Origin of the sequence: Levilactobacillus sp. LN180102 (assembly GCF_050106635.1) — a bacterium.
In the GTDB taxonomy this organism is placed as follows: domain Bacteria; phylum Bacillota; class Bacilli; order Lactobacillales; family Lactobacillaceae; genus Levilactobacillus; species Levilactobacillus brevis.
In genome coordinates this window covers 15,429-34,577 of record NZ_JBNIIX010000001.1, presented here as the reverse complement: position 1 = coordinate 34,577, position 19,149 = coordinate 15,429, and the positions used below count along the sequence as shown (strand labels likewise).

The following is a 19,149-nucleotide window of genomic DNA, read 5'->3' as shown; positions in this document are numbered from 1 at the left end:
GGCCCAGCCACCGTCAATGAAGTAAATTGCCACAATAAAAAGCAGTATCCCGATAGTTACATATGGCCAATTCATTAGCCCCATCTTCTTTGTGTAAATTTACAGTGAGTATAGACCGAGTTGGTCTGACTGGCAAAATAAAAAGCGATTGTTCCGCTGGTTTGGGAACAATCGCCTGAGGTCGATATGATTTAAGCGACCACCCGAGCGCGTGAACGCCGGCTGGTAGATAATCGATAATAGAGGGCCACGATGAGTCCGCCAATCATGATTCCGGCGGCATTGGCGAGAACATCATTGATGTCGCTGCTACGGTTAATCAGCCAATGTTGTGATAAGACATATTGGAACGTTTCAATGCTACTACCGACTGGGAGACCTAGGCCACCAACCGTCAGCAGTGATAACTTGGACCAGAACCATTTTAATAGGAGGCCAATCGGCACAGTTAGAATAATATTTTCTAGAAAACCTAAGTTAAAAACGTCCAGTTGCGTCAGGTTAATGTGACCGGTACCTAGGGGCATCACGTATAGGGCGGTTCCGTACACGGAGATCGGCGTAAATAAGATAGTGGCAAGGCCGGTGAAGTAGCCCAAGATAACGAGTGCAAACCAGTGGAGCTTCTTACCCGTCATGATAATGAGCAGGCCACTTAAGCAGGCCGTTAAAGCGATTAATAGTAAAGGTTCCCAGCGCATCGAATCACCTCCGAAAATGATGCAATCATATGGGCGTCGTTTGTTAACATGTGACCATCGTACCGCGGAAAGGTGGCGAACGGGGATTTCTCGCGATGGTTTTAAGGTTTCTTGGTTCCTTTAGAGAAAATGTAAGACTCTGGTCAAAGAATCATCACATTTTTGGGCGGATTTAACGTATTGACGAAAAAAAGAGGCGCGCGCTGTAAGTGTCTGCGTACGTCTCGCTTCTAATTTGTAAGGGGCTTACGGTGGTGAAGTGCCGTTAAACGGTAATACAGGGCCACGACCATACCACCCACGATAACGCCCAGGGTATTGGAAATAACATCATTAATGTCACTACTGCGGTTAATCAGCCAATGTTGTGACAGGATATACTGCGTTGTTTCGAAGAACGTTCCCGCCAGTCCGCCGAGTTCAAGCAGGCGCCAAAGTGACAATTTAGGCCAGATCCATTTCAGCAGAATTCCCAACGGAATTGTCATTATAATGTTCTCAAAGAAGCCAAGATTAAGCATGTCCAAATGGGTGAGATTAACTTGACCAGACCCAGGACCGATAATGTAAACGGCTGTGCCCGTAAAAGCGAGTGGGGTAAAGAGAATGGCACCCAGACTCGTTAAGTAGCCCCAAACTAACCATGTCAGCCAGTGCTTGCGGTAATGAGTCGCTAGGATGAATAGGCCGGTTAACCCAGCCAATAGTAAGATAATGAGTAAAGGTTCCCAACGCATTTCATCGCCTCCAACTGAAGTCTATTTTAGATTAGTCCCATCCTAACGCACATTTGGTTTTAGTGGGTGAATTTGACTCGTGTTTTAGTCTTTCTTTGCCACTTTAGTCATTTCGTAAGTATCTGGTGGGGTTAAATCAGTTGGTTTTCCGCCAATTTCGGGTAGAATTGACTTAGAGAAATCAGTAGGAAAGAAGCGAAGCCGTCAATGTTAAAAGATGATCAAATTGTATGGGCGATTCACCAGATGGAAGACGAGATTGGACCAGTTGGTCCCTCACTGGATTCACGGACACCCTTTCAGTATCTCATTTCGGTAATTCTCAGCGCACAGGCCACAGATGTTTCCGTCAACAAAGTGACACCCATTTTGTTTGAGAAATATCCAGACCCCCAAGATTTAATGGTGGCAAACGTCACGGATGTGGAAGCCATTATTAAGAGCGTTGGTCTATTTCATAACAAGGCCCGTAATATCATTAAAACGGCGCGGATTGTTCATGAAGAGTTGGCCGATGTTGTGCCCACTGATCGTAAGGGAATTATGGCGCTACCGGGTGCCGGCCGAAAAACGGCCAATGTCGTGTTGAGTGATGTCTTTGACCGACCAACTTTTGCGGTGGATACACATGTCTCGGCGATTTCCAAGCGTTTACACTTTGTGGCGCAGAATGCTTCACCACTGCAGGTTGAGCAAAAAATTGTCGGCGTTTTGCCACCAGAAGAGTTGCATCAAGCGCATCACACCATGATTGAATATGGCCGCAAGTATTCGATGAAGCTCACACCAGACAAGGAAGTCTGCCAGTTAATTATTGATTGTGACCAGTTAAATGAGGAAAACGAGGCAACGGTTTAAAGACTACCAGTAGTACCGTTAAAGTAATTGGTATTCAATCGAGATATACTGAGAGCCGGCCTTACTCGTTAACTGTTCATTCAGATTCAATTGCCACATCTGTGTAGCGATAGTCAACTGGTGCTGATTGACGTAGTGCTGAATGTTATCTAAGGTATGTAGAATGCTTCCCATATCGTTCATGGCAGTAGCAACAACGTACTGCCCAGCCGGCCGCCGAACGATAGGAATAGTGGTGACGTCAGCTAAGCTTACGGCTTTAATAATTTGGAAGCTAGCTGTGGGGTAAGCCTGCGCATCACTATTGGCGACTGAGGTGAGAAAGCCTGATTCATGCTTATCCAATAGTTTCAGTGGACCAATAATTTGATAGAAGGCTTGGTATAATGCGCTAATATCGCTATCCGTACAGCCGGCAGACTTCGGTGAACGCCAAAAGGCCATTGCGGGACGTTCAACAATTGTGGGTACTAGTAAGTGGTTATTTTCGTTGAACTTGGGTTGTTGAAATCGTTCTGCCAAGGTATCTTTTAACAACGTTAGGTTATCAATTTCAGTTTGAATGTGACTGAGGACAGTCCTTAATTGTTCATTTAGTTGGGTTGCATCGTTTGTCGCTAACAGTTCTTTAATCGTTGCAAGCGGTAAGTCTAAATGCCGTAATTGTAGAATGAATTTTAGCTGATACAATTGATCATAACTGTAATACCGGTAACCATTATCAGCAATGTGAGCCGGTTTAAACACATCTTCTTGATCATAGAAGAGTAGCGTCCGGCGAGTTGTGCCTGCTAATTCGGCAAATTTACGAATGGTTAACATTTTTTCAAATTCCCCCTTGAGGTGTCCCTTACGTTACAGTTTATACTTTCTTAGTAATGAAGTCAGTTATTGATAACGAGGAGGAACGATTTATGAAAGCAGTTGTGATTGACCATCCCGGTAATACAGATGTCTTAAAGCTAGTTGAGCGTCCAATTCCCCACGCCGATGCAACCCACTCGGTGATGAAGATTCATGCGTTTGGCGTTCACCGGTATGAAGTCTTGACACGCGAAGGTGGGTCTCCAACCGTTAAGTTCCCACGAGTCATCGGCGTTGAGGCTGTCGGTGAGATTCATGAGACAACGGCTGGCTCGGGGTTCAAGCAGGGACAACGCGTGATTACATTAAATGGCGGATTTGGCCGCGAATTTGACGGTAGCGAGCAGGAATATGCTCTGGTTCCCAACAAGACGCTATACACGGTTGATTTTGATGGCGACTGGGTAACGCTAGCGCAATATCCGGAAACCTTCGTTACCGCCTGGGGATCAATTAAAGCACTCCGACTACAGCCGGGGCAAACCATGCTTGTTCGCGGCGGGACGAGTGCTGTCGGCTTGGCGATGATTAAACTCGCTAAGGCCAGTGGCTTGAAGATTGTGGCCACCACTCGCAAACCAGAACGGGCAGACCTATTATCTGCACAGGGAGCCGATGAGGTGGTCCTTGATAAGGACGGGCAATTGCAAACAGATACGATGTATGATGGCATTGTTGACTTAGTCGGCACGGCCACTGTTCATGATTCACTCGCGCATATCAAGGTCGGCGGCACTGCTTGTGTGGTTGGTTTACTTGCGGGGGATTGGGTGATGAAGGACTTCTCACCATTTGAACTACAGAATCGCTATATTACGGATTATGATTCAGGCTTTGTCGATCAGCCAATGATTGATGAGTTATTTGATTTAATCAAGCACAATCACATTGAGATTCCCATCTCAAAAGTTTTTCCACTAACAGAAATTGCCGCCGCTCACGATTATGTGATGGACAACCCGCAGATGGGAGAAGTTATTGTTACTAATGACTGATCAACAAAATGCTCATAGACAAAAGTCTATGGGCATTTTGTTGTCATATTATGATAATCTGGAATAAAACAAAGTGAACACGGGTACGGTATCTTTAGCAATTAATACGATGAAAGGAAAATGTGCATGACGTATACATTTATTGGTGATATTCACTCCGCCGCCGACGATTTAGCGGTTCTTTTACAAGCACCAGCACTTCAAGATAGTCGCTTAATTTTTCTGGGAGATTATATCGATGGCAGCGGATCACGATCTGGAGCCATTGAACCGGCACCGCTCGATACACTGGCTGTATTGGATATAGTTATAGACCGCGTTAAGCAGCATCAAGATATTGCGCTGTTGGGAAATCATGATGACTTTTGGCGACAAACCGCTCGTGGTGATGAGCTAAGTTTTCAGACTTGGCGCTTAAATGGCGGCGCCAAGAGTTGGCGTCGTTTGGGGATTCACTCCAGTAATTCACAAGTCGTGACCGTGGCCTTAAATCGGTCACCACTAGTGAAATATACGAGTTTCTTAGCGGAATTACCGTTGACGTGGTCCACTGATCATCTGCTAGCGGTTCACGCAGGGATTGACTGGGATTATCCGTTGGATCGTCAGGTTCGCGATGATCTGTTGTGGATTCGAGATCCTTATTATTTTGACATGGATAAGTCGTGGCATCGTAATTCGACTGGCAAAGTGATTGTGACCGGTCATACGCCAGTACAAGCGATGTCTCACGATAGCTACGGTTGTATTAAGATGCAGGCCGACGCCCAGGACATACCGCGTTATCTAATTGACGCAGGGAGTCGGTCAGGGGCCGCCAATGGGGGAATATTTGCCTTAACCCTATCAGCTACCGGCGCGGTTGTCGCGCAGAACTGGGTTATTAATCAGAAATTATTTGAAAATTAGTACGATTTATTATTTCTAGTAGTCAGTAGTTGTTATTATTTCTAGTAGTCAGTAGTTGGCTGGTTTGTTATACTGGCAAGAGTGAAAAGAAATCGGGGGAGACGTATTTGAAGACAGTACGAGAAAATGGAATTGATGGGGTTGGGGGCCTCGTGGCCTTTACTAGTTTAGCCGTGGTGTGTTTTATTGTCTGGTTAGCTACGGGTCTAACAACCAGCTGGTTAATCGCCACGCTATTTTACGTAGCCATGGCCAGCTGCTTCTTATACACGACACTGATTGGCAAACAAAAGATTTGGGACCAACAGCTGCCACAGCTCACCTTATCCACTGATACTCGAGCATTGGATATCGGGTGTGGCCACGGTATGGTCCTATTCAAAATTGCCCACCGGCTACCTGCCGGAGGACATATCACGGGTATTGATATCTGGCGTCAACAAGATCAAACTAATAACTCACTGGCTACGGTGACGCAGAGAATTCATGCAGAGGGACTGGATCAGGTCGCCGCCGTTCAGACGGCAGACATGCGCGAGCTACCTTTTGCAGATAACCAATTTAATGCGATTGTTTCTAGTTTGGCGATCCATAACGTCAAACCTAAGACCGGACGGCTGCAGAGCCTGCGGGAAATCGCGCGGGTCTTACAACCAGGTGGTCAGTTGGTGATTGCGGACTTGGGTTTCTCCTGTAACGCTTACCGTCAGGAATTGACCCGTCTGGGGTTCCATGACATTCAAGTTACGAGTACCGGCGTTATCGGCTGGTGGGGCGGTCCGTGGATGCCAACATTGGTGTTACGAGCGATAAGATAATATTTGAGTTTTGATTATGCCTACTTTGTGCGATAACATAAAACAGTTTCAATTTCGGTTAATTAATTCTTAACCATAACTGAAATTGAAACTGTTTTTTTGTTACAGAATTAAATTGATGGCTTACTTGGTCTCCAGAACGGTAAACATGCTTCTTATTATATTAATGGGATAATAGGTATTCACAAGTGAAATATTACCAGTTTCTAATTGTGCCAAGCTGTAATTAACGAGTACTTAAATGTTTTCCCAATATATTCCGAGTTTATAATTGATCTATCAATTCCAATAGTAGCAAGGAGCCAATCTCTGATCAAAACTCTCAGCATATCATGACATACTGATTTGATAAACGGCGTAATATGTTTATCAGTATTATGTGACAGCGAATTTCGAATATTCTTAATCACGGATATCCAGCCGTCAATTTTTTTTAGATTTTCGTCATCCCAGTTTGAGGATGAAATGATTTTATTTACAAGTCTTTGCTCAAATGAGTGGGTCATAACGTATGTGACTTTTTCCCGATAATATATTTTACGATTTCGATGGGAACCATACATTTTTCGATATTCTTTTTCTCCAATAGAGATATCAAAGATGTTTTCTAGCACAACACATTCTGCTTGAAGACATTGGTCTAAATCACCCGATTGTCTAGGAGAAATTGCATTAAATATCGGCATTAGACTATCGTATCTACATATCCATGCGTTAAGTGATTTTATGATAGTTTTCCCCCAATTAGTATCCCGTCTTTGCCAAGTGGATATAAAAGAGTAACGATTTATTTTAGGCGAGGGAACATCAAAACTAAATAATTGTACCTCTTGTAAAATGTCGCGGTCTTTAGTTTGCCCGATAATACGGTAATTAAATTCGTCATTTTTTGATAATAGGTTAAACCAATTACTAACTTGTGCATTGCGTAATAGTAGGCCTTGGACACTTGCTTTTGCTTCAAAGAAATCAATCGAATTTCTTACTAAGATATCGGATGTTAGATGGTCTACATGTTCTTGTGCATTATGGGTTTCTACATCTCTAACTATTTTAAACTTTAGATTTTTAGAATAAAACGCCAGTTGGTTATCATTATCCTTCAATGATGAAATTTTAATGTCTATTTGATTGGCAAACGGATCGTCTAAGAGATACTTTGGACTATTGACATTACCTTGAAGCCAATTTGAAAAGTTCGTTGGAAAGAATCTAAGACTATCGAAACTTGTTTTGTTGGTTACAAAAAAGTCCCCAATAAAGGCCGAAATAACCGTATATTTTAGATAAAATATTTTTTCTTTGTTTGAATAGGTAGTTTGGGATTCTATGACTGCTAATCCACTTAATGATACTTTAACCGGGGTCATAAATTTTTCATCATTTCTGGAGGAACTGTTCAATATACCGGTGCCAAATAGTCTTGTTGATTTGTTCATTGTATTTTCTGAATAGGAATTTGAGACACTCATTGATAAAGATAACCCAGTTTTATCATATTCAAGAGTGCCATTCTGAGTCATGGTAGCTTCGCTGTCTCCCCAAACTGCAGTTATGACAAATGAGGAAAGTTGGGAAATTTTTGAGTTCATAGTATATATCTCCGGTATTAAAGTTTTTACATCTTCTCCAGCCCATGTCGCTGTTCTTCATCAATGATGTGCGTATACAGCCCGGTTGCACTAGTAGAATTTTGTCCCAACTGGGTGGCAACTAATTGCTCATTTTTGGTCGCTAAATAGAGCTTAGAGGCAAGTGTATGACGGAGCTTATGCGGCGTGATTCGCACCTTAAAGGCGCTGGAGTATTTGGCTACCATTTTTTCCATGGAATTGGCCTGCATGCGCGATGCGTGCCCACGATAGCTACTTAAAAAGAGTGCGCGGTCCTGATTCGTTGCGTGGTAGGTTGCCTGCCGCTGGTCAACGTAGGCTTGAATGTAGGGCAGCGTCCAGGGCGCAATAGGGACCGTATCCCGTTGACCGCCCTTACGAATGACCCCAATGGTCCCCGTCTTAAGGTTCAAATGGCGCAGGTCAGCATTGGCGGCCTCTGATACCCGTAAACCGCTACCTAATAAGAGTGCATTAATGGCGAGGTCACGCTGCTTATCGCGGTGAAAGTAGCGCTTCTGGGCTGGCGATAGTTTGGTCTCGTACTGTTGATCAATAAAATCCAAATAATCATGGTCAGTGTGGCCCAGCATTAGTTTGGTCTTTAAATTAGCCGCGCGGGTTGCATAGGTCTCGTTAGTTCGGACTAGGGCAATCTTATGCATCACGTTACGATTAAAGTAAGCCTCACCGTGCTCATCTTCCGTGTCTTCCGTTAAATACTTAAACAAGGAGGAAAGGGCATTTAAAGAACGGTTAATCGTTGGGTGTGTTCGACTACCACGGGCCCCAGTTAGTTTGGATTGGTTTAGCAGGGCGGACTTGTATAATTCAACCGTTTCTTTTTTTATTGTCGCTAAAACCTGAATATCAATTTCGCTGGGGTGGGGCGCTGATGTTAGTCCTTCACTGATTAACCAATTGAAGAACCGGCGAAACTCTGTTAAATATTGATAAAGCGTGGCTGGGGATAATGGAATAGTGGCCTTAGCTTGGTAATATTCTTGGACAAACCAGGGAGCGGTAGCCAATTCCTCATCAATTAATTTCAAATAATGCTGTTTCTCCATAGAAGTGGCCTCCAAACGTATGTTCTGTACTCATATTTTACTGACTTACTGACAGTTATGCAAGTCCCCCAGTCATTTTTAATCAAGTACTCTCTTTAAAATATTTGTTTTAATGAAAGTAGTATTGGCTTTATTAGCCGATCACTTTTAGGAGATTGACCATCTCTGTTAATAAATAAGTCCCACTAACAGTAATGTCTTAGCAATTTTACGCTTAGCAACGCCGATTTCATAGCGGATAATGTGCCTTAAAACGGTCAAACTTCATCAATATTGACTTAAAAATATTGACTTAAAAAGTTCTTGTAAACGCCGTCATATCAACATTTAGCTGAATATAACCGGTACATCTGAATTTAGCAGTATTGGCCAATAGCTATTGACGTTGATTCTAAGCACACGTTCAGCATTCAAATAGACTTGGTCATCACAACGCGTCCGCACAACACGCAAGCCTGATGGCTGATTTATTATGAAACAACAGACAGCATGCAATGACTTAGGAGATAACTGAGTGTGATTGGGTTCAGGCAACCACTCAGGAAAAGCATAAGCAAGCCAAGCGATTTTTGCTGGACAATGTAGCTGATTAGAAGTTATCAGCGTCTGGTTGCTAGTGACCAAAATGCTGGTAAATGATCTAATGTCGTTTAAACAGAATTAAACCGTCTAATCAAAACGAGGGTAGCTCATATGACCTAGCCAAATGAGAATTAATACTCTACTTTACATAATATATATTATCGAAAGTAGAGTGTTAATGACTTTTTGCCGGTTAGCCGCCCGATAACTCCTTAAAAAACCGCCATATGACTTTACACAATTACTGTAAATCATATGGCGGTTTCATTTATTTAGTTTAGCTTTAATCGTGTTAAAATCTCACGCGTTAACGGCGTTAGTTTTGTTGGCAAGTCATCAAGTCCAAACCAGTCGGTTGCGCTAGTTTCGTCATGATCTGGCAACGCTTGTCCCGTTACTTGCAAGGCATAAACTGCTGTGACGGAATCAATTTGATCACCATTGGGATACGTATACTGCATATTGGCACCACTTACGACCGTTAGTAATTGTGGCTGAACACCATCTAAGCCAGTTTCTTCGCGAAGCTCACGTCGAGCCGTGGTTGCTAGATCTTCATTTAATTCTTTGGATCCAGCCGGTAACCCCCATAAGTGATTATCCGTTCGTTCGACCAGCAGCAATCGCTGATCTTGCTGGACAATGGCGGCAGCACCGGCAACGATGAGTGGCTGCTGGCCTAATTTCTGGCGTAAATCTAAGACATATCCCATCAGCGTCACATCCTTTTTAGTCTATTTTATCACGCCAGTGTTGATTGATAAAATCTTGACGGCCACCCATTTCCTCAATCTGATAACGGAAGGGATTCTTACGATAAAAATCTTGATGTTCTTCTTCCGCTGGATAGAAAGGTTGGGCCTCTTCAATGGTTGTGACAATTGGGGCATCAAACTGGCCGTTAGCAGCTAAGGCGGCTTTAGAGGCTTCGGCCACCCGACGTTGTTCAGGATTATTAACAAAGATTACTGGACGGTAGCTATCACCGCGATCTTGGAATTGACCACTAGCATCCGTGGGATCGGTTTGGTGCCAATAAATCTCCACTAGTTGGTCGTAACTAATCACTTTTGGATCAAAGGTAATCTTAACGGCTTCTGTATGGCCGGTCGTATGACTAGCAACTTCGGCATAGGTGGGATTAACCGTATGTCCCCCGGTATACCCAGACACGACGGATTGAATCCCTGGTTGTGTATCAAACGGTTGCACCATACACCAGAAGCAGCCGCCGGCAAAAATAGCCGTTTCAAATTCACTCATTTAAATTCCCCCTCAGCCAATTATCTATTAGTCCTTAAACAAAGCGTCAAAACCATGGTAACCCTGTGTTTCCAGCTCTGATGCTGGAATAAACTTTAGTGCAGCAGAGTTAATACAGTAACGTAACCCGCCAGCTTCTGTTGGACCATCGTTGAAAACATGACCTAAGTGTGAGTGCGCATCCGTACTCAACACCTCTTGGCGAATCATGCCAAATGAATGATCGGTATTCTCCTGCACGTTTTCAGCATCGATTGGTTTGGTGAAAGATGGCCAGCCACACCCGGCGTCATATTTATCAGTCGAGCTAAATAGCGGCTGTCCGCTGACAACATCGACATAGATCCCTGGCTGATCAAATTGATCGTACTTCCCAGTAAAGGCTGGCTCCGTCGCTGCCTTTTGGGTGACCGCATATTCCTCAGCAGTTAAGCGTTGCTTCAGATCTTCTTGACTCTCATGCTTGTTCATTCAAGTTCCTCCAATCAATTGTGCACAATTTAAGGTACTTCTTTAAGTCTAAATAAATTCAGCAGAAACACAACTATTTTGCCTTATCATTTATAAATTAAATTATACAATCTAAAAAGTCGAGATTTTTAATCCCGACTAATGAATCTAATTTTAATTAGATGCTTGACCTGCAGGGGTTTGATAGCGTAGCTTGACACCCTGAATATCAACCGGTTGAATGCCCTCACTACGGTTTCGATAGTACATAACGCTGTGCTTATCGGGATTATGTGCTAATCCCATAACGTGTCCCAGTTCATGCTCCGCCACGGCCAGCTGATTGGCTCGAGAATAGTTATATTCGCGTAGCAGTGCAGCATTAAGCGTGGCTGTAGCCCGTTGCAAATAACTTTGTTTGGCTGTGTATTCGGTCAAACCGACATCTTCTCCTAGCGCGGCCGCTTCATGTTTAGAAGCGACCTTCAACGTTACTTGTGCCGCACTTGCCGAGTCTGCTTTTTGAAAATGAAAAGCCCCTGTCTCGTTCCAGGCTTTAATAGCTTCTTGCCAAATTCTCCGGTAATACGGTGACTGAGCACTGATCGTGTAAGTGGCATGATCGGTGCTAAATCGTTCTGGACCAAAAGGTGTGCTGCTAGCGGATGCCGAGCTCCCACCAAGCTGTGTGACCATCAACAGGATTGTAACGACAGCGATTAGACTACCACGATACCAGTTTTTGATCATATGACCATTCCCTCTCTCGAAGGAAACTGACAACATCTACCATCAATCCGTATTATAAAGAAAGCACCAATTAAAGCGAACAAAAGCGCTCCAAACCAATCAAAAATTGGTTTGGAGCGCTTATAAGAATTGTTATTGACTTTTCAATTAAGCATTGAAAGCAGCTGTCAGTGGTGGCACCACTTGCTTCTTTCGGGAAACGACGCCAGGAAGACTAGCCCGGTTATCCGTCAAAGTCGTATTAAAGGCCTTTTCAATCACTGACTTAGGTTCACCGGCAACGATCATTTCTGAGTCACTGTTGAGCACGTTGGTGGCTAACGTGATGAACAAATCATAACCATCAGCCGCCATTTCGGCTTGCATTTCTTTTTCTAAGCCAGCCTGCCGATCCAAAACGTCAGCTAAATCAACCGTATTGATTTGACCAATCCGTACTGAACGACCAGCCATATCAAAGGACTTAGCATCACCATCAATGAGTTCCTTGTCGCTCTTGGCAGCCAGGTTAGTACCAGCTTTTAGCATGGCAATCCCATAACTTTGAACGTCTTCACCTGAAATTTCAGCTAAAGCCCGGACAGCTTCACGGTCAGCATCAGTGGTAGTTGGTGATTGCAGCAATAACGTATCCGAAATAATCGCTGATAACATCAACCCAGCTAGCTTAGCAGGAATTTCAATTTTAGATTCGTCAAACATTTCCGTTAAGATTGTGCTCGTGCAACCAACGGGTTCTGCCCGGTAGTATAGAGGTTGATCCGTCTGGAAGTTTGCGATCCGGTGGTGGTCAACAACGTGGCTAACCATTACCTTATCCAAATCACTGACACTTTGTTGTGCTTCATTGTGATCCACTAACATAACCGTATCAACTTCGTTAGCCACTGTCTTGATAACTCGAGGAGCTGGTTCGTCGAAGTGGTTCAAAACAAAGTTTGTTTCCATGTTAGGATTGCCTAAAGCGACAGCTTCAACATCAAAGCCCATTTGGGTTTGGTAGTAGGCAAACGCCTTAGCAGCAACGATAGCGTCCGTATCAGGATTTTGGTGACCAAAGATTAATGCTTTACTCATGTGATAGAAACTCCTTTATCAAATAGTTTTAATTTAATTGGTTCCGAAGTTGTTTGAGCCGCGAAATGTAGTCATCGGTATGCAAATACCGATCAAACTGTGCCAAGAAAAGGCTAATTCGCGGAATTTCTGCCTTGCCCTTACGAAAGACGAAGGCTAAATCAAACCGAATATTGGGTTCAAAATGTGCCGTCCAGGTGTTCGGCAAGTTATCTTGTCCAATCATAAATGAATTGGGCAGAGCCGTTGAGACCTGCGTTTCCATTGAAAAATGAAGCAACTGGTTAGGCGTGGTAAAGTTAGCAACCCCTTGTGGGAAGTCAGCCAATTGGTTCTTGTAAGCTTCGTGAAGCGTTTGATCCAGGTAGTAGCCCTCTGGATACATCGCCCATGGCTGGCTCGTGGTGTCCTTAAACTTAATTCGCCGTTTCTTAGACAATTGCTCATCATGGTGAATGAACAATAAATCATCGGAAATGATCTTTTTGGATTCGTAGGGTTTCCAATTCTTGATAGAGTCATCTGGCAAATACATGATGGCCAAATCAATTTTGTTATTCTCCAACCGTTCCCAAATCTCCTTACGCGTCAACATGTGAAAGGAAATCTTCAGATCAGGATTGCTTTGATACAAGCCAATGGCGAAGTCTTCAAACACCGCGTCTTCAACCGAAGCTAATAGCCCAATGTTAATCTCACCTTGGGTCGCACTTGTCGACTGCTGAATCTCATCAGTCGCCTGATTGAGAATACCATAGATTTGGTGCGTTGCTTCTAACATGGTATAACCAGCATCTGACAAGCGGAGCTTTTTACCTACCGAATAAAATAGTGGTGCGCCAACGGTCCGTTCCAGCTTTTTAATTTGTTGCGTTAATGCGGGCTGCGTAATTCCTAGAATCTGAGCAGCCTGCGTATAATTCATCGTTTCTGCCAACTGTAAAAAGTACGTTAGAGTTTTAGAAGAAAAGATACTTTCCTGTTTCGTTTTCATCCGCTTCGTTCTCCTTATGACTAGTCAGACATGGGGTTAATGAGGCTGGTCTAATGGTTACTATTACTCTATAATAGGCTGTTTACAGTAAAAGCGCAACGATTTATCCTCACAAATTGGTGATTGGTTAACCCCTAATCTAGAACTAATTCAGCTGGCTTAACGCGTAGCTGTAGCGGCTGTCCTTCAACATCCGTATCAATGACAAATGAGCCATTGGAATACCGCCCGCTTAAGGGATGATCCGTTGGCATAACATCATGTGTCCGTTCACGACTAGTCATAATTTCCAATGGCGGATTGCCAGCTGGAATCGTCATGAAGTCAACAATGCGATGTGGATCTCGTTTCAGTTCACGCAGCACAATCACTCCGCGTCGCGCACGACTGGTGACAGAGAGTTCCTTCATCGCTAAGCGTTTGAAGGCCCCGCGTTGCGTAATCAACGCGATGGTTTTATTGTCGGTAACGAGGGCCAAATTAACGACCTCGTCATCGTCACGTAGGTCCATTGAGCGAACCCCCGTGGTTCGGGCACCATTGACCGATACTTCATCGACTGGGTAGCGTAGCGCATACCCGTTCTTAGAAATAAGCAGGATTCCCTGTTCCACAGGTTCGGTCAGATACTTCACCGCAACGACTCGAGCTTCCGCTGTTTTAAGCTTTTCATAAACGGCGGCACGACTCTTATAAGTACGACCGGGTGTTAAATCAGCAAAGGCCGTTTGCTTAATGTACCCATCACTGGTTGCAATCAGGAAACGACCGGGTTCTTTGAGTGTCTTAAAAGCAAAGGTGGCAACAATTTCTTCATCTGCAGCTAAACCAATCGTCTGGGAAATATGTTCACCCGTTTCTTTCCACTTTACATCACTAATCTCATGAACCGGCCGGTAGATCAAGTTTCCCTTACTGGTAAACATCATCAAGTGATTCAAGGTACTAAGCTTTTGCATGAAGATAGGATAATCGCCATCTTTCAAGCCATTATCAGTTGGGTCCGAAGCAGTATATGACCGCACACCAGACCGTTTAAGATAGCCGTCGTGACTGACCAAGACCACGACATCTTCGTCAGCAACCGTCACCGTGGTCTTAATCTTCAAGTCTTCAATCTCATTTTGAATTTCTGTCCGACGGGGATTGCGATAGTCTTTGGCCACTGCCTTGAGTTCCTGGCGCAAGACACTGTTTAAAGTTTTGGGTTCAGCCAAAATCTTATGATCCTGCTCAATTTCTGCGGAAAGTTTGGCGGATTCTGCCTCTAACTGCGTAACATCGGTGTTAGTCAACCGATACAGTTGTAAGGCGACAATGGCATCAGCCTGTTTCTCGGAAAAGTCATAGGCCTCAACCAAGTTATCACGCGCATCCCGCCGGTCCTTGCTAGCCCGGATGGTTTTAATAACTTGATCCAAAATTGACAAGGCTTTAATCAAACCAACAACAATGTGCTGCCGATCCAAGGCTTTTTGTAAGTTATATTCGGTCCGCTTGGTAATCACGTTACGTTGATGTTCCAAGTAGGCACTTAGAATGGTCTTTAAGCCTACGTGTTCAGGTCGTTGATGATTAATCGCCACCATATTAAAGTTATAGGTGATCTGTAGCTCGGTATTTTTGAATAGGTAGTTTAAGACCCCTTGCGCATCAGCATCCCGCTTTAACTCAATCGCAATCCGTAGACCATCCCGATCGGTTTCATCTCGAACTTCAGCTAACCCTTCAACTTTTTTATTCAAGCGAATTTCATCAATCTTTTTGACCAGTTGCGCCTTGTTAACTTCATAAGGAATTTCGGTTACGGTAATTTGACTCTTATTTCCCCGTAACGGTTCGATGGCCGTTTTCGAGCGAACAACAATCCGCCCCCGGCCAGTCTCATAGGCCTTAACAATGCCATCTTTCCCTTGAATGATCCCGCCGGTTGGAAAATCGGGTCCTTGAACAAAGGACATCAATTCTTCTAGCGTTGCCTTAGGGTGACTCAGCAAGTAGATTAAGGCATCCACGACTTCACCTAAATTATGCGGCGGAATTTCCGTGGCATATCCGGCGGAGATTCCCGTGGCACCGTTGACTAATAAGTTAGGAAAACGCGCTGGTAAGACAGTTGGCTCGTACTCCGTATCATCGAAGTTTAAGACCATCTCGACAGTATCTTTGTCGATGTCTCGTAGCATTTCCCCAGCTAGCTTACTCAGCCGAGCTTCTGTATACCGCATAGCTGCTGCGGGGTCACCATCCATTGACCCATTATTGCCATGCATTTCAACGAGTGGTTCGCGGACCTTCCAGTCCTGACTCATCCGGGTTAGCGCTTCATAAATGGAACTGTCACCATGGGGGTGAAAATTACCCATGACATTTCCGACCGACTTAGCTGATTTACGGAAGCCCTTATCGTAGGTATTACCGTCCTTGTTCATGGCAAACAAGATTCGCCGTTGAACGGGTTTCAATCCATCCCGAATATCCGGTAACGCCCGCTCTTGAATGATTGATTTGGAATAACGACCGAAGCGATCGCCCATGACTTCTTCCAAAGTAAGTTCTTGAATCTTTTGTCCTTCACTCACGAGATTTAACTCCTTTCACCGGTTATTGGTCTGACGTCTTATCGTTTTCTAGCAAACTGGTATCGTCATCTTCCAGGGTAAATTGTACATTACTTTCAATCCACTTACGGCGCGGTTCAACCTTATCGCCCATCAGAGTTGTCACTCGGCGTTCAGCTAGCGCTGCATCGTCAATTTGGACCCGGATAAGTGTGCGGTTGTCTGGATCCATGGTCGTTTCCCAGAGTTGTTCAGCGTCCATTTCACCCAGACCCTTGAATCGCTGTAAGTGATACCCGTGATTCGCAATCTTCTTGGTCTTTTCGTTTAGTTCATCATTCGTCCAAGCATATTCAATCGTCGGTTTCTTCCCGGTCTTTTGAATCCGATACAGTGGCGGTAGCGCAATGTAGATTCGCCCAGCATCGATCATGGGTCGCATGTACTTGTAGAAGAACGTCAACAAAAGAATTTGGATATGGGCACCATCATCATCCGCATCGGTCATGATGATAATCTTATCGTAATTGGCGTCTTCGATATTAAACTCAGTTCCCACACCGGCACCGATGGTATAAATCATGGTACTAATTTCTTCATTTTTCATGATGTCGGGCAACTTGGCCTTTTCGGTGTTTAGGACTTTCCCCCGTAATGGCAGGATAGCTTGGAACTTTCGGTTACGCCCCTGCTTGGCTGAACCACCGGCGGAATCCCCCTCGACTAAAAAGAGTTCATTCTTAGCAGCGTTCTTTGATTGGGCAGGGGTTAGTTTTCCCGATAACAACCGTTCATGTTTCTTATGCCGTTTGCCATTACGACTTTCATCACGGGCCTTACGAGCCGCCTCACGTGCTTGGCGAGCCTGGGTCGATTTTTTGATTAACATCTTGCCAAAGTCGCCATTTTCCATCAAATAGTAGCCTAATTGCTCACTAATGATGCTATCAACAATCGTTCGTGCTTCAGGCGTGCCCAGCTTTTCTTTGGTTTGCCCTTCAAACTGTAATAGGTCTTCGGGTACCCGCAACGAAATGACGGCAGATAACCCTTCACGGACATCGGTCCCTTCGAGGTTCTTGTCGCGTTCTTTGAGCAGGCCAACTTTACGGGCATATTCATTAAAGGCTTTGGTCCAGCCGCTACGCATGCCGGCCTCATGTGACCCGCCATCCTTGGTCCGCACGTTGTTCACGAATGATAATAAGTTTTCAGTGTAGCCATCGTTGTATTGCGCGGCCACTTCTACTTCAATGCCATCTTTACTGCCATCAAAGTACATGATGTCACCTAACGTGTCTTTATCTTCGTTCAGGTAACTAACGAATTCTTTGATTCCGGATTCGAAATGGTATTCTTCGGTTCGTTCTTGCCCCTCGCGTTCATCCGTTAGGGTAATCTTGACGCCTTTCAATAAGAAGGCAGATTCACGTAACCGTTCCGCTAGGGTGCCGAAGTTATAAACAGTTGTAGTGAAGATTTGGCTATCGGGTTTAAAGTCAATGGTCGTTCCGTTGTGAGCACGCGTATTACCCAACTTCTTTAAGGTACCTTGTGGATGACCGCCCTTAGCAAACTTTTCCTGATAACGAACGCCGTCACGGACAATGGTCACCGTTAATGAACTAGACAAGGCGTTCACGACAGAAGCCCCCACCCCGTGCAGCCCACCGGATGTTTTGTAGCCACCTTGGCCGAACTTTCCTCCGGCGTGTAGCACCGTTAAAATAACTTCGGGTGTTGGAATCCCTGAGGCATGCATCCCCACTGGCATCCCCCGACCGTGATCAACAACCGTGATGCTATTGTCCTGATGGATCGTGACATTAATTTCCTTGCCATAACCCGCCAATGCTTCATCAACGGCGTTATCAACAATTTCATAGACCAAGTGGTGCAGGCCCCGGCCGTCAGTTGAGCCGATGTACATACCTGGACGTTTACGGACAGCTTCCAATCCCTCCAAAACCTGAATGGAGGAATCGTCATATTTTGGTTTTGCTTTCGCCATGCGTAAATCCCCTTTACTTTACTTTTTTAGATGATACTGGTAGTTTACCCCTAACCGAACGTATGTTCAAATAAACGGACTAAATGGCTAGGCAGAGGTATTCAATAACTTCATAATCATACCACAGGAAACTAAAAACTGGCTAGAGATTCCATAGAATATTGGCGTTCTCGTGAAAACATGCTAGAATATAAATCAGCTTAGCGGTAACGATTACCTGATTGGCGGTCGTCATCGCAGTTCAGATCGGAGGAAAACTTGTGAAATTGATTGGTTTACTCATCGTGGCCTACCTTCTCGGAGCGATTCCTAATGGCGTCTGGGTTGGTAAAGCCTTTTTTCAAACGGATATCCGTCAGGCGGGGTCTGGAAATATTGGCACAACGAATACTTATCGGGTCTTAGGCCCCTATGCGGGAACCATTGTGATGGTGCTGGACATCGCTAAAGGATCAGTGGCGACGTTATTGCCAATAGTGTTTCACGTTCAGACGGTCTTGGGAACGGCGACACCCCTGTTATTTGGACTATTTGCGGTCTTAGGGCACACTGTTTCCATCTTCGATCACTTCAAGGGGGGCAAAGCCGTCGCGACCTCAGCGGGGATGCTCTTGGCCTATAACCCCATTATGTTTGTGATTGCCGCTGGTTTGTGGGTCAGCTTAATCTACTGGACTAGCATAGTCAGCCTTGCTAGCATGATTGCCTTTACCTTGATTACCCTGATCTCGTTAGTGTTTCAGGATTGGTACTTAACCGGCATTGCGCTGGTCTTGACTGTTTTTGTCTTCTATCGTCATCGCAGTAACATTCAACGGATTCGTCAAGGAACTGAATCAATGGTTCCTTTCGGCCGGGGTTATCATCGCCGGCAAGCTAAATAACCTGAAAAAGGA

At 44.6% G+C, this 19,149-nt stretch carries 18 protein-coding genes; 5 read left to right on the top strand and 13 right to left on the bottom strand.

Annotated features, from left to right (window positions below; translation table 11 throughout):
• Positions 1 to 191: 191 nt before the first annotated feature.
• Both ACP4IT_RS00170 and ACP4IT_RS00165 read right to left on the bottom strand, forming a co-directional pair.
• Positions 192 to 701, bottom strand: coding sequence for a VanZ family protein (locus ACP4IT_RS00170; RefSeq protein ID WP_011667749.1), 510 nt, complete (start codon positions 699 to 701; stop codon positions 192 to 194).
• 230 nt (positions 702 to 931) lie between these two features.
• Positions 932 to 1,438: a VanZ family protein gene (locus ACP4IT_RS00165; protein ID WP_011667748.1), complete on the bottom strand. Its 507-nt coding sequence runs from the start codon at positions 1,436 to 1,438 to the stop codon at positions 932 to 934.
• Positions 1,439 to 1,645: 207 nt separating this feature from the next.
• On the opposite strand from ACP4IT_RS00165, the gene ACP4IT_RS00160 reads away from it, so the two are divergent.
• The gene (locus ACP4IT_RS00160; protein ID WP_011667747.1) at positions 1,646 to 2,296 is read left to right on the top strand and encodes an endonuclease III domain-containing protein; all 651 of its coding nucleotides are present in this window, start codon (positions 1,646 to 1,648) and stop codon (positions 2,294 to 2,296) included.
• A gap of 18 nt (positions 2,297 to 2,314) precedes the next feature.
• On the opposite strand, the gene ACP4IT_RS00155 is transcribed toward ACP4IT_RS00160, so the two are convergent.
• Positions 2,315 to 3,118, bottom strand: coding sequence for a MerR family transcriptional regulator (locus ACP4IT_RS00155; protein ID WP_011667746.1), 804 nt, complete (start codon positions 3,116 to 3,118; stop codon positions 2,315 to 2,317).
• A gap of 92 nt (positions 3,119 to 3,210) precedes the next feature.
• On the opposite strand from ACP4IT_RS00155, the gene ACP4IT_RS00150 reads away from it, so the two are divergent.
• The 3 genes from ACP4IT_RS00150 (at position 3,211) to ACP4IT_RS00140 (ending at position 5,882) form a co-directional block, all read left to right on the top strand.
• Positions 3,211 to 4,155 carry a zinc-binding alcohol dehydrogenase family protein gene (locus ACP4IT_RS00150; RefSeq protein ID WP_011667745.1) on the top strand — a complete coding sequence of 315 codons (945 nt, stop codon included), beginning with the start codon at positions 3,211 to 3,213 and terminating at the stop codon, positions 4,153 to 4,155.
• 126 nt (positions 4,156 to 4,281) lie between these two features.
• Entirely contained in the window at positions 4,282 to 5,064 is a 783-nt protein-coding gene (locus ACP4IT_RS00145; RefSeq protein WP_172757572.1) for a metallophosphoesterase, read from the top strand.
• 107 nt (positions 5,065 to 5,171) lie between these two features.
• A complete protein-coding gene (locus tag ACP4IT_RS00140) occupies positions 5,172 to 5,882 on the top strand; it encodes a class I SAM-dependent methyltransferase (protein ID WP_011667588.1) in 711 nt (236 codons plus the stop codon).
• A 206-nt stretch (positions 5,883 to 6,088) separates the two neighbouring features.
• Here ACP4IT_RS00140 and ACP4IT_RS00135 read toward each other — a convergent pair whose 3' ends face one another.
• The 10 genes from ACP4IT_RS00135 to parE form a co-directional block, all read right to left on the bottom strand.
• Complete coding sequence (locus ACP4IT_RS00135; protein WP_011667587.1) at positions 6,089 to 7,474, bottom strand: HEPN domain-containing protein; 1,386 nt, start codon at positions 7,472 to 7,474, stop codon at positions 6,089 to 6,091.
• A gap of 26 nt (positions 7,475 to 7,500) precedes the next feature.
• On the bottom strand, positions 7,501 to 8,565 hold the full coding sequence (gene xerS, locus ACP4IT_RS00130; protein WP_011667586.1) for a tyrosine recombinase XerS: 1,065 nt from the start codon (positions 8,563 to 8,565) through the stop codon (positions 7,501 to 7,503).
• An 854-nt stretch (positions 8,566 to 9,419) separates the two neighbouring features.
• On the bottom strand, positions 9,420 to 9,860 hold the full coding sequence (locus tag ACP4IT_RS00125; RefSeq protein WP_024855010.1) for an NUDIX domain-containing protein: 441 nt from the start codon (positions 9,858 to 9,860) through the stop codon (positions 9,420 to 9,422).
• A gap of 16 nt (positions 9,861 to 9,876) precedes the next feature.
• The gene (msrA, locus tag ACP4IT_RS00120; RefSeq protein WP_226769744.1) at positions 9,877 to 10,410 is read right to left on the bottom strand and encodes a peptide-methionine (S)-S-oxide reductase MsrA; all 534 of its coding nucleotides are present in this window, start codon (positions 10,408 to 10,410) and stop codon (positions 9,877 to 9,879) included.
• A gap of 27 nt (positions 10,411 to 10,437) precedes the next feature.
• Entirely contained in the window at positions 10,438 to 10,881 is a 444-nt protein-coding gene (msrB, locus tag ACP4IT_RS00115) for a peptide-methionine (R)-S-oxide reductase MsrB (protein ID WP_011667583.1), read from the bottom strand.
• A gap of 153 nt (positions 10,882 to 11,034) precedes the next feature.
• Positions 11,035 to 11,610 (bottom strand): matrixin family metalloprotease, encoded by a 576-nt coding sequence (locus tag ACP4IT_RS00110; protein WP_011667582.1) that lies wholly within the window; start codon positions 11,608 to 11,610, stop codon positions 11,035 to 11,037.
• A 147-nt stretch (positions 11,611 to 11,757) separates the two neighbouring features.
• The gene (locus ACP4IT_RS00105; protein ID WP_011667581.1) at positions 11,758 to 12,687 is read right to left on the bottom strand and encodes a manganese-dependent inorganic pyrophosphatase; all 930 of its coding nucleotides are present in this window, start codon (positions 12,685 to 12,687) and stop codon (positions 11,758 to 11,760) included.
• Positions 12,688 to 12,715: 28 nt separating this feature from the next.
• On the bottom strand, positions 12,716 to 13,681 hold the full coding sequence (locus tag ACP4IT_RS00100; RefSeq protein ID WP_011667580.1) for a LysR family transcriptional regulator: 966 nt from the start codon (positions 13,679 to 13,681) through the stop codon (positions 12,716 to 12,718).
• A 134-nt stretch (positions 13,682 to 13,815) separates the two neighbouring features.
• Positions 13,816 to 16,218, bottom strand: a complete 2,403-nt coding sequence (parC, locus tag ACP4IT_RS00095; RefSeq protein ID WP_051053400.1) for a DNA topoisomerase IV subunit A — start codon at positions 16,216 to 16,218, stop codon at positions 13,816 to 13,818.
• 67 nt (positions 16,219 to 16,285) lie between these two features.
• Positions 16,286 to 18,253, bottom strand: a complete 1,968-nt coding sequence (gene parE / locus ACP4IT_RS00090) for a DNA topoisomerase IV subunit B (protein WP_011667578.1) — start codon at positions 18,251 to 18,253, stop codon at positions 16,286 to 16,288.
• A gap of 260 nt (positions 18,254 to 18,513) precedes the next feature.
• On the opposite strand from parE, the gene plsY reads away from it, so the two are divergent.
• Positions 18,514 to 19,137 carry a glycerol-3-phosphate 1-O-acyltransferase PlsY gene (plsY, locus tag ACP4IT_RS00085; RefSeq protein ID WP_024855009.1) on the top strand — a complete coding sequence of 208 codons (624 nt, stop codon included), beginning with the start codon at positions 18,514 to 18,516 and terminating at the stop codon, positions 19,135 to 19,137.
• Positions 19,138 to 19,149: the final 12 nt, after the last annotated feature.

Bases quoted from the DNA above. Each gene is read 5' to 3' on its own strand.
- ACP4IT_RS00170 (WP_011667749.1), bottom strand. From the start codon at position 701: ATGCGCTGGGAACCTTTACTATTAATCGCTTTAACGGCCTGCTTAAGT.
- ACP4IT_RS00165 (WP_011667748.1), bottom strand. From the start codon at position 1,438: ATGCGTTGGGAACCTTTACTCATTATCTTACTATTGGCTGGGTTAACC.
- ACP4IT_RS00160 (WP_011667747.1), top strand. From the start codon at position 1,646: ATGTTAAAAGATGATCAAATTGTATGGGCGATTCACCAGATGGAAGAC.
- ACP4IT_RS00155 (WP_011667746.1), bottom strand. From the start codon at position 3,118: ATGTTAACCATTCGTAAATTTGCCGAATTAGCAGGCACAACTCGCCGG.
- ACP4IT_RS00150 (WP_011667745.1), top strand. From the start codon at position 3,211: ATGAAAGCAGTTGTGATTGACCATCCCGGTAATACAGATGTCTTAAAG.
- ACP4IT_RS00145 (WP_172757572.1), top strand. From the start codon at position 4,282: ATGACGTATACATTTATTGGTGATATTCACTCCGCCGCCGACGATTTA.
- ACP4IT_RS00135 (WP_011667587.1), bottom strand. From the start codon at position 7,474: ATGAACTCAAAAATTTCCCAACTTTCCTCATTTGTCATAACTGCAGTT.
- xerS (WP_011667586.1), bottom strand. From the start codon at position 8,565: ATGGAGAAACAGCATTATTTGAAATTAATTGATGAGGAATTGGCTACC.
- ACP4IT_RS00125 (WP_024855010.1), bottom strand. From the start codon at position 9,860: ATGGGATATGTCTTAGATTTACGCCAGAAATTAGGCCAGCAGCCACTC.
- msrA (WP_226769744.1), bottom strand. From the start codon at position 10,410: ATGAGTGAATTTGAAACGGCTATTTTTGCCGGCGGCTGCTTCTGGTGT.
- msrB (WP_011667583.1), bottom strand. From the start codon at position 10,881: ATGAACAAGCATGAGAGTCAAGAAGATCTGAAGCAACGCTTAACTGCT.
- ACP4IT_RS00110 (WP_011667582.1), bottom strand. From the start codon at position 11,610: ATGATCAAAAACTGGTATCGTGGTAGTCTAATCGCTGTCGTTACAATC.
- ACP4IT_RS00105 (WP_011667581.1), bottom strand. From the start codon at position 12,687: ATGAGTAAAGCATTAATCTTTGGTCACCAAAATCCTGATACGGACGCT.
- ACP4IT_RS00100 (WP_011667580.1), bottom strand. From the start codon at position 13,681: ATGAAAACGAAACAGGAAAGTATCTTTTCTTCTAAAACTCTAACGTAC.
- parC (WP_051053400.1), bottom strand. From the start codon at position 16,218: ATGGGCGATCGCTTCGGTCGTTATTCCAAATCAATCATTCAAGAGCGG.
- parE (WP_011667578.1), bottom strand. From the start codon at position 18,253: ATGGCGAAAGCAAAACCAAAATATGACGATTCCTCCATTCAGGTTTTG.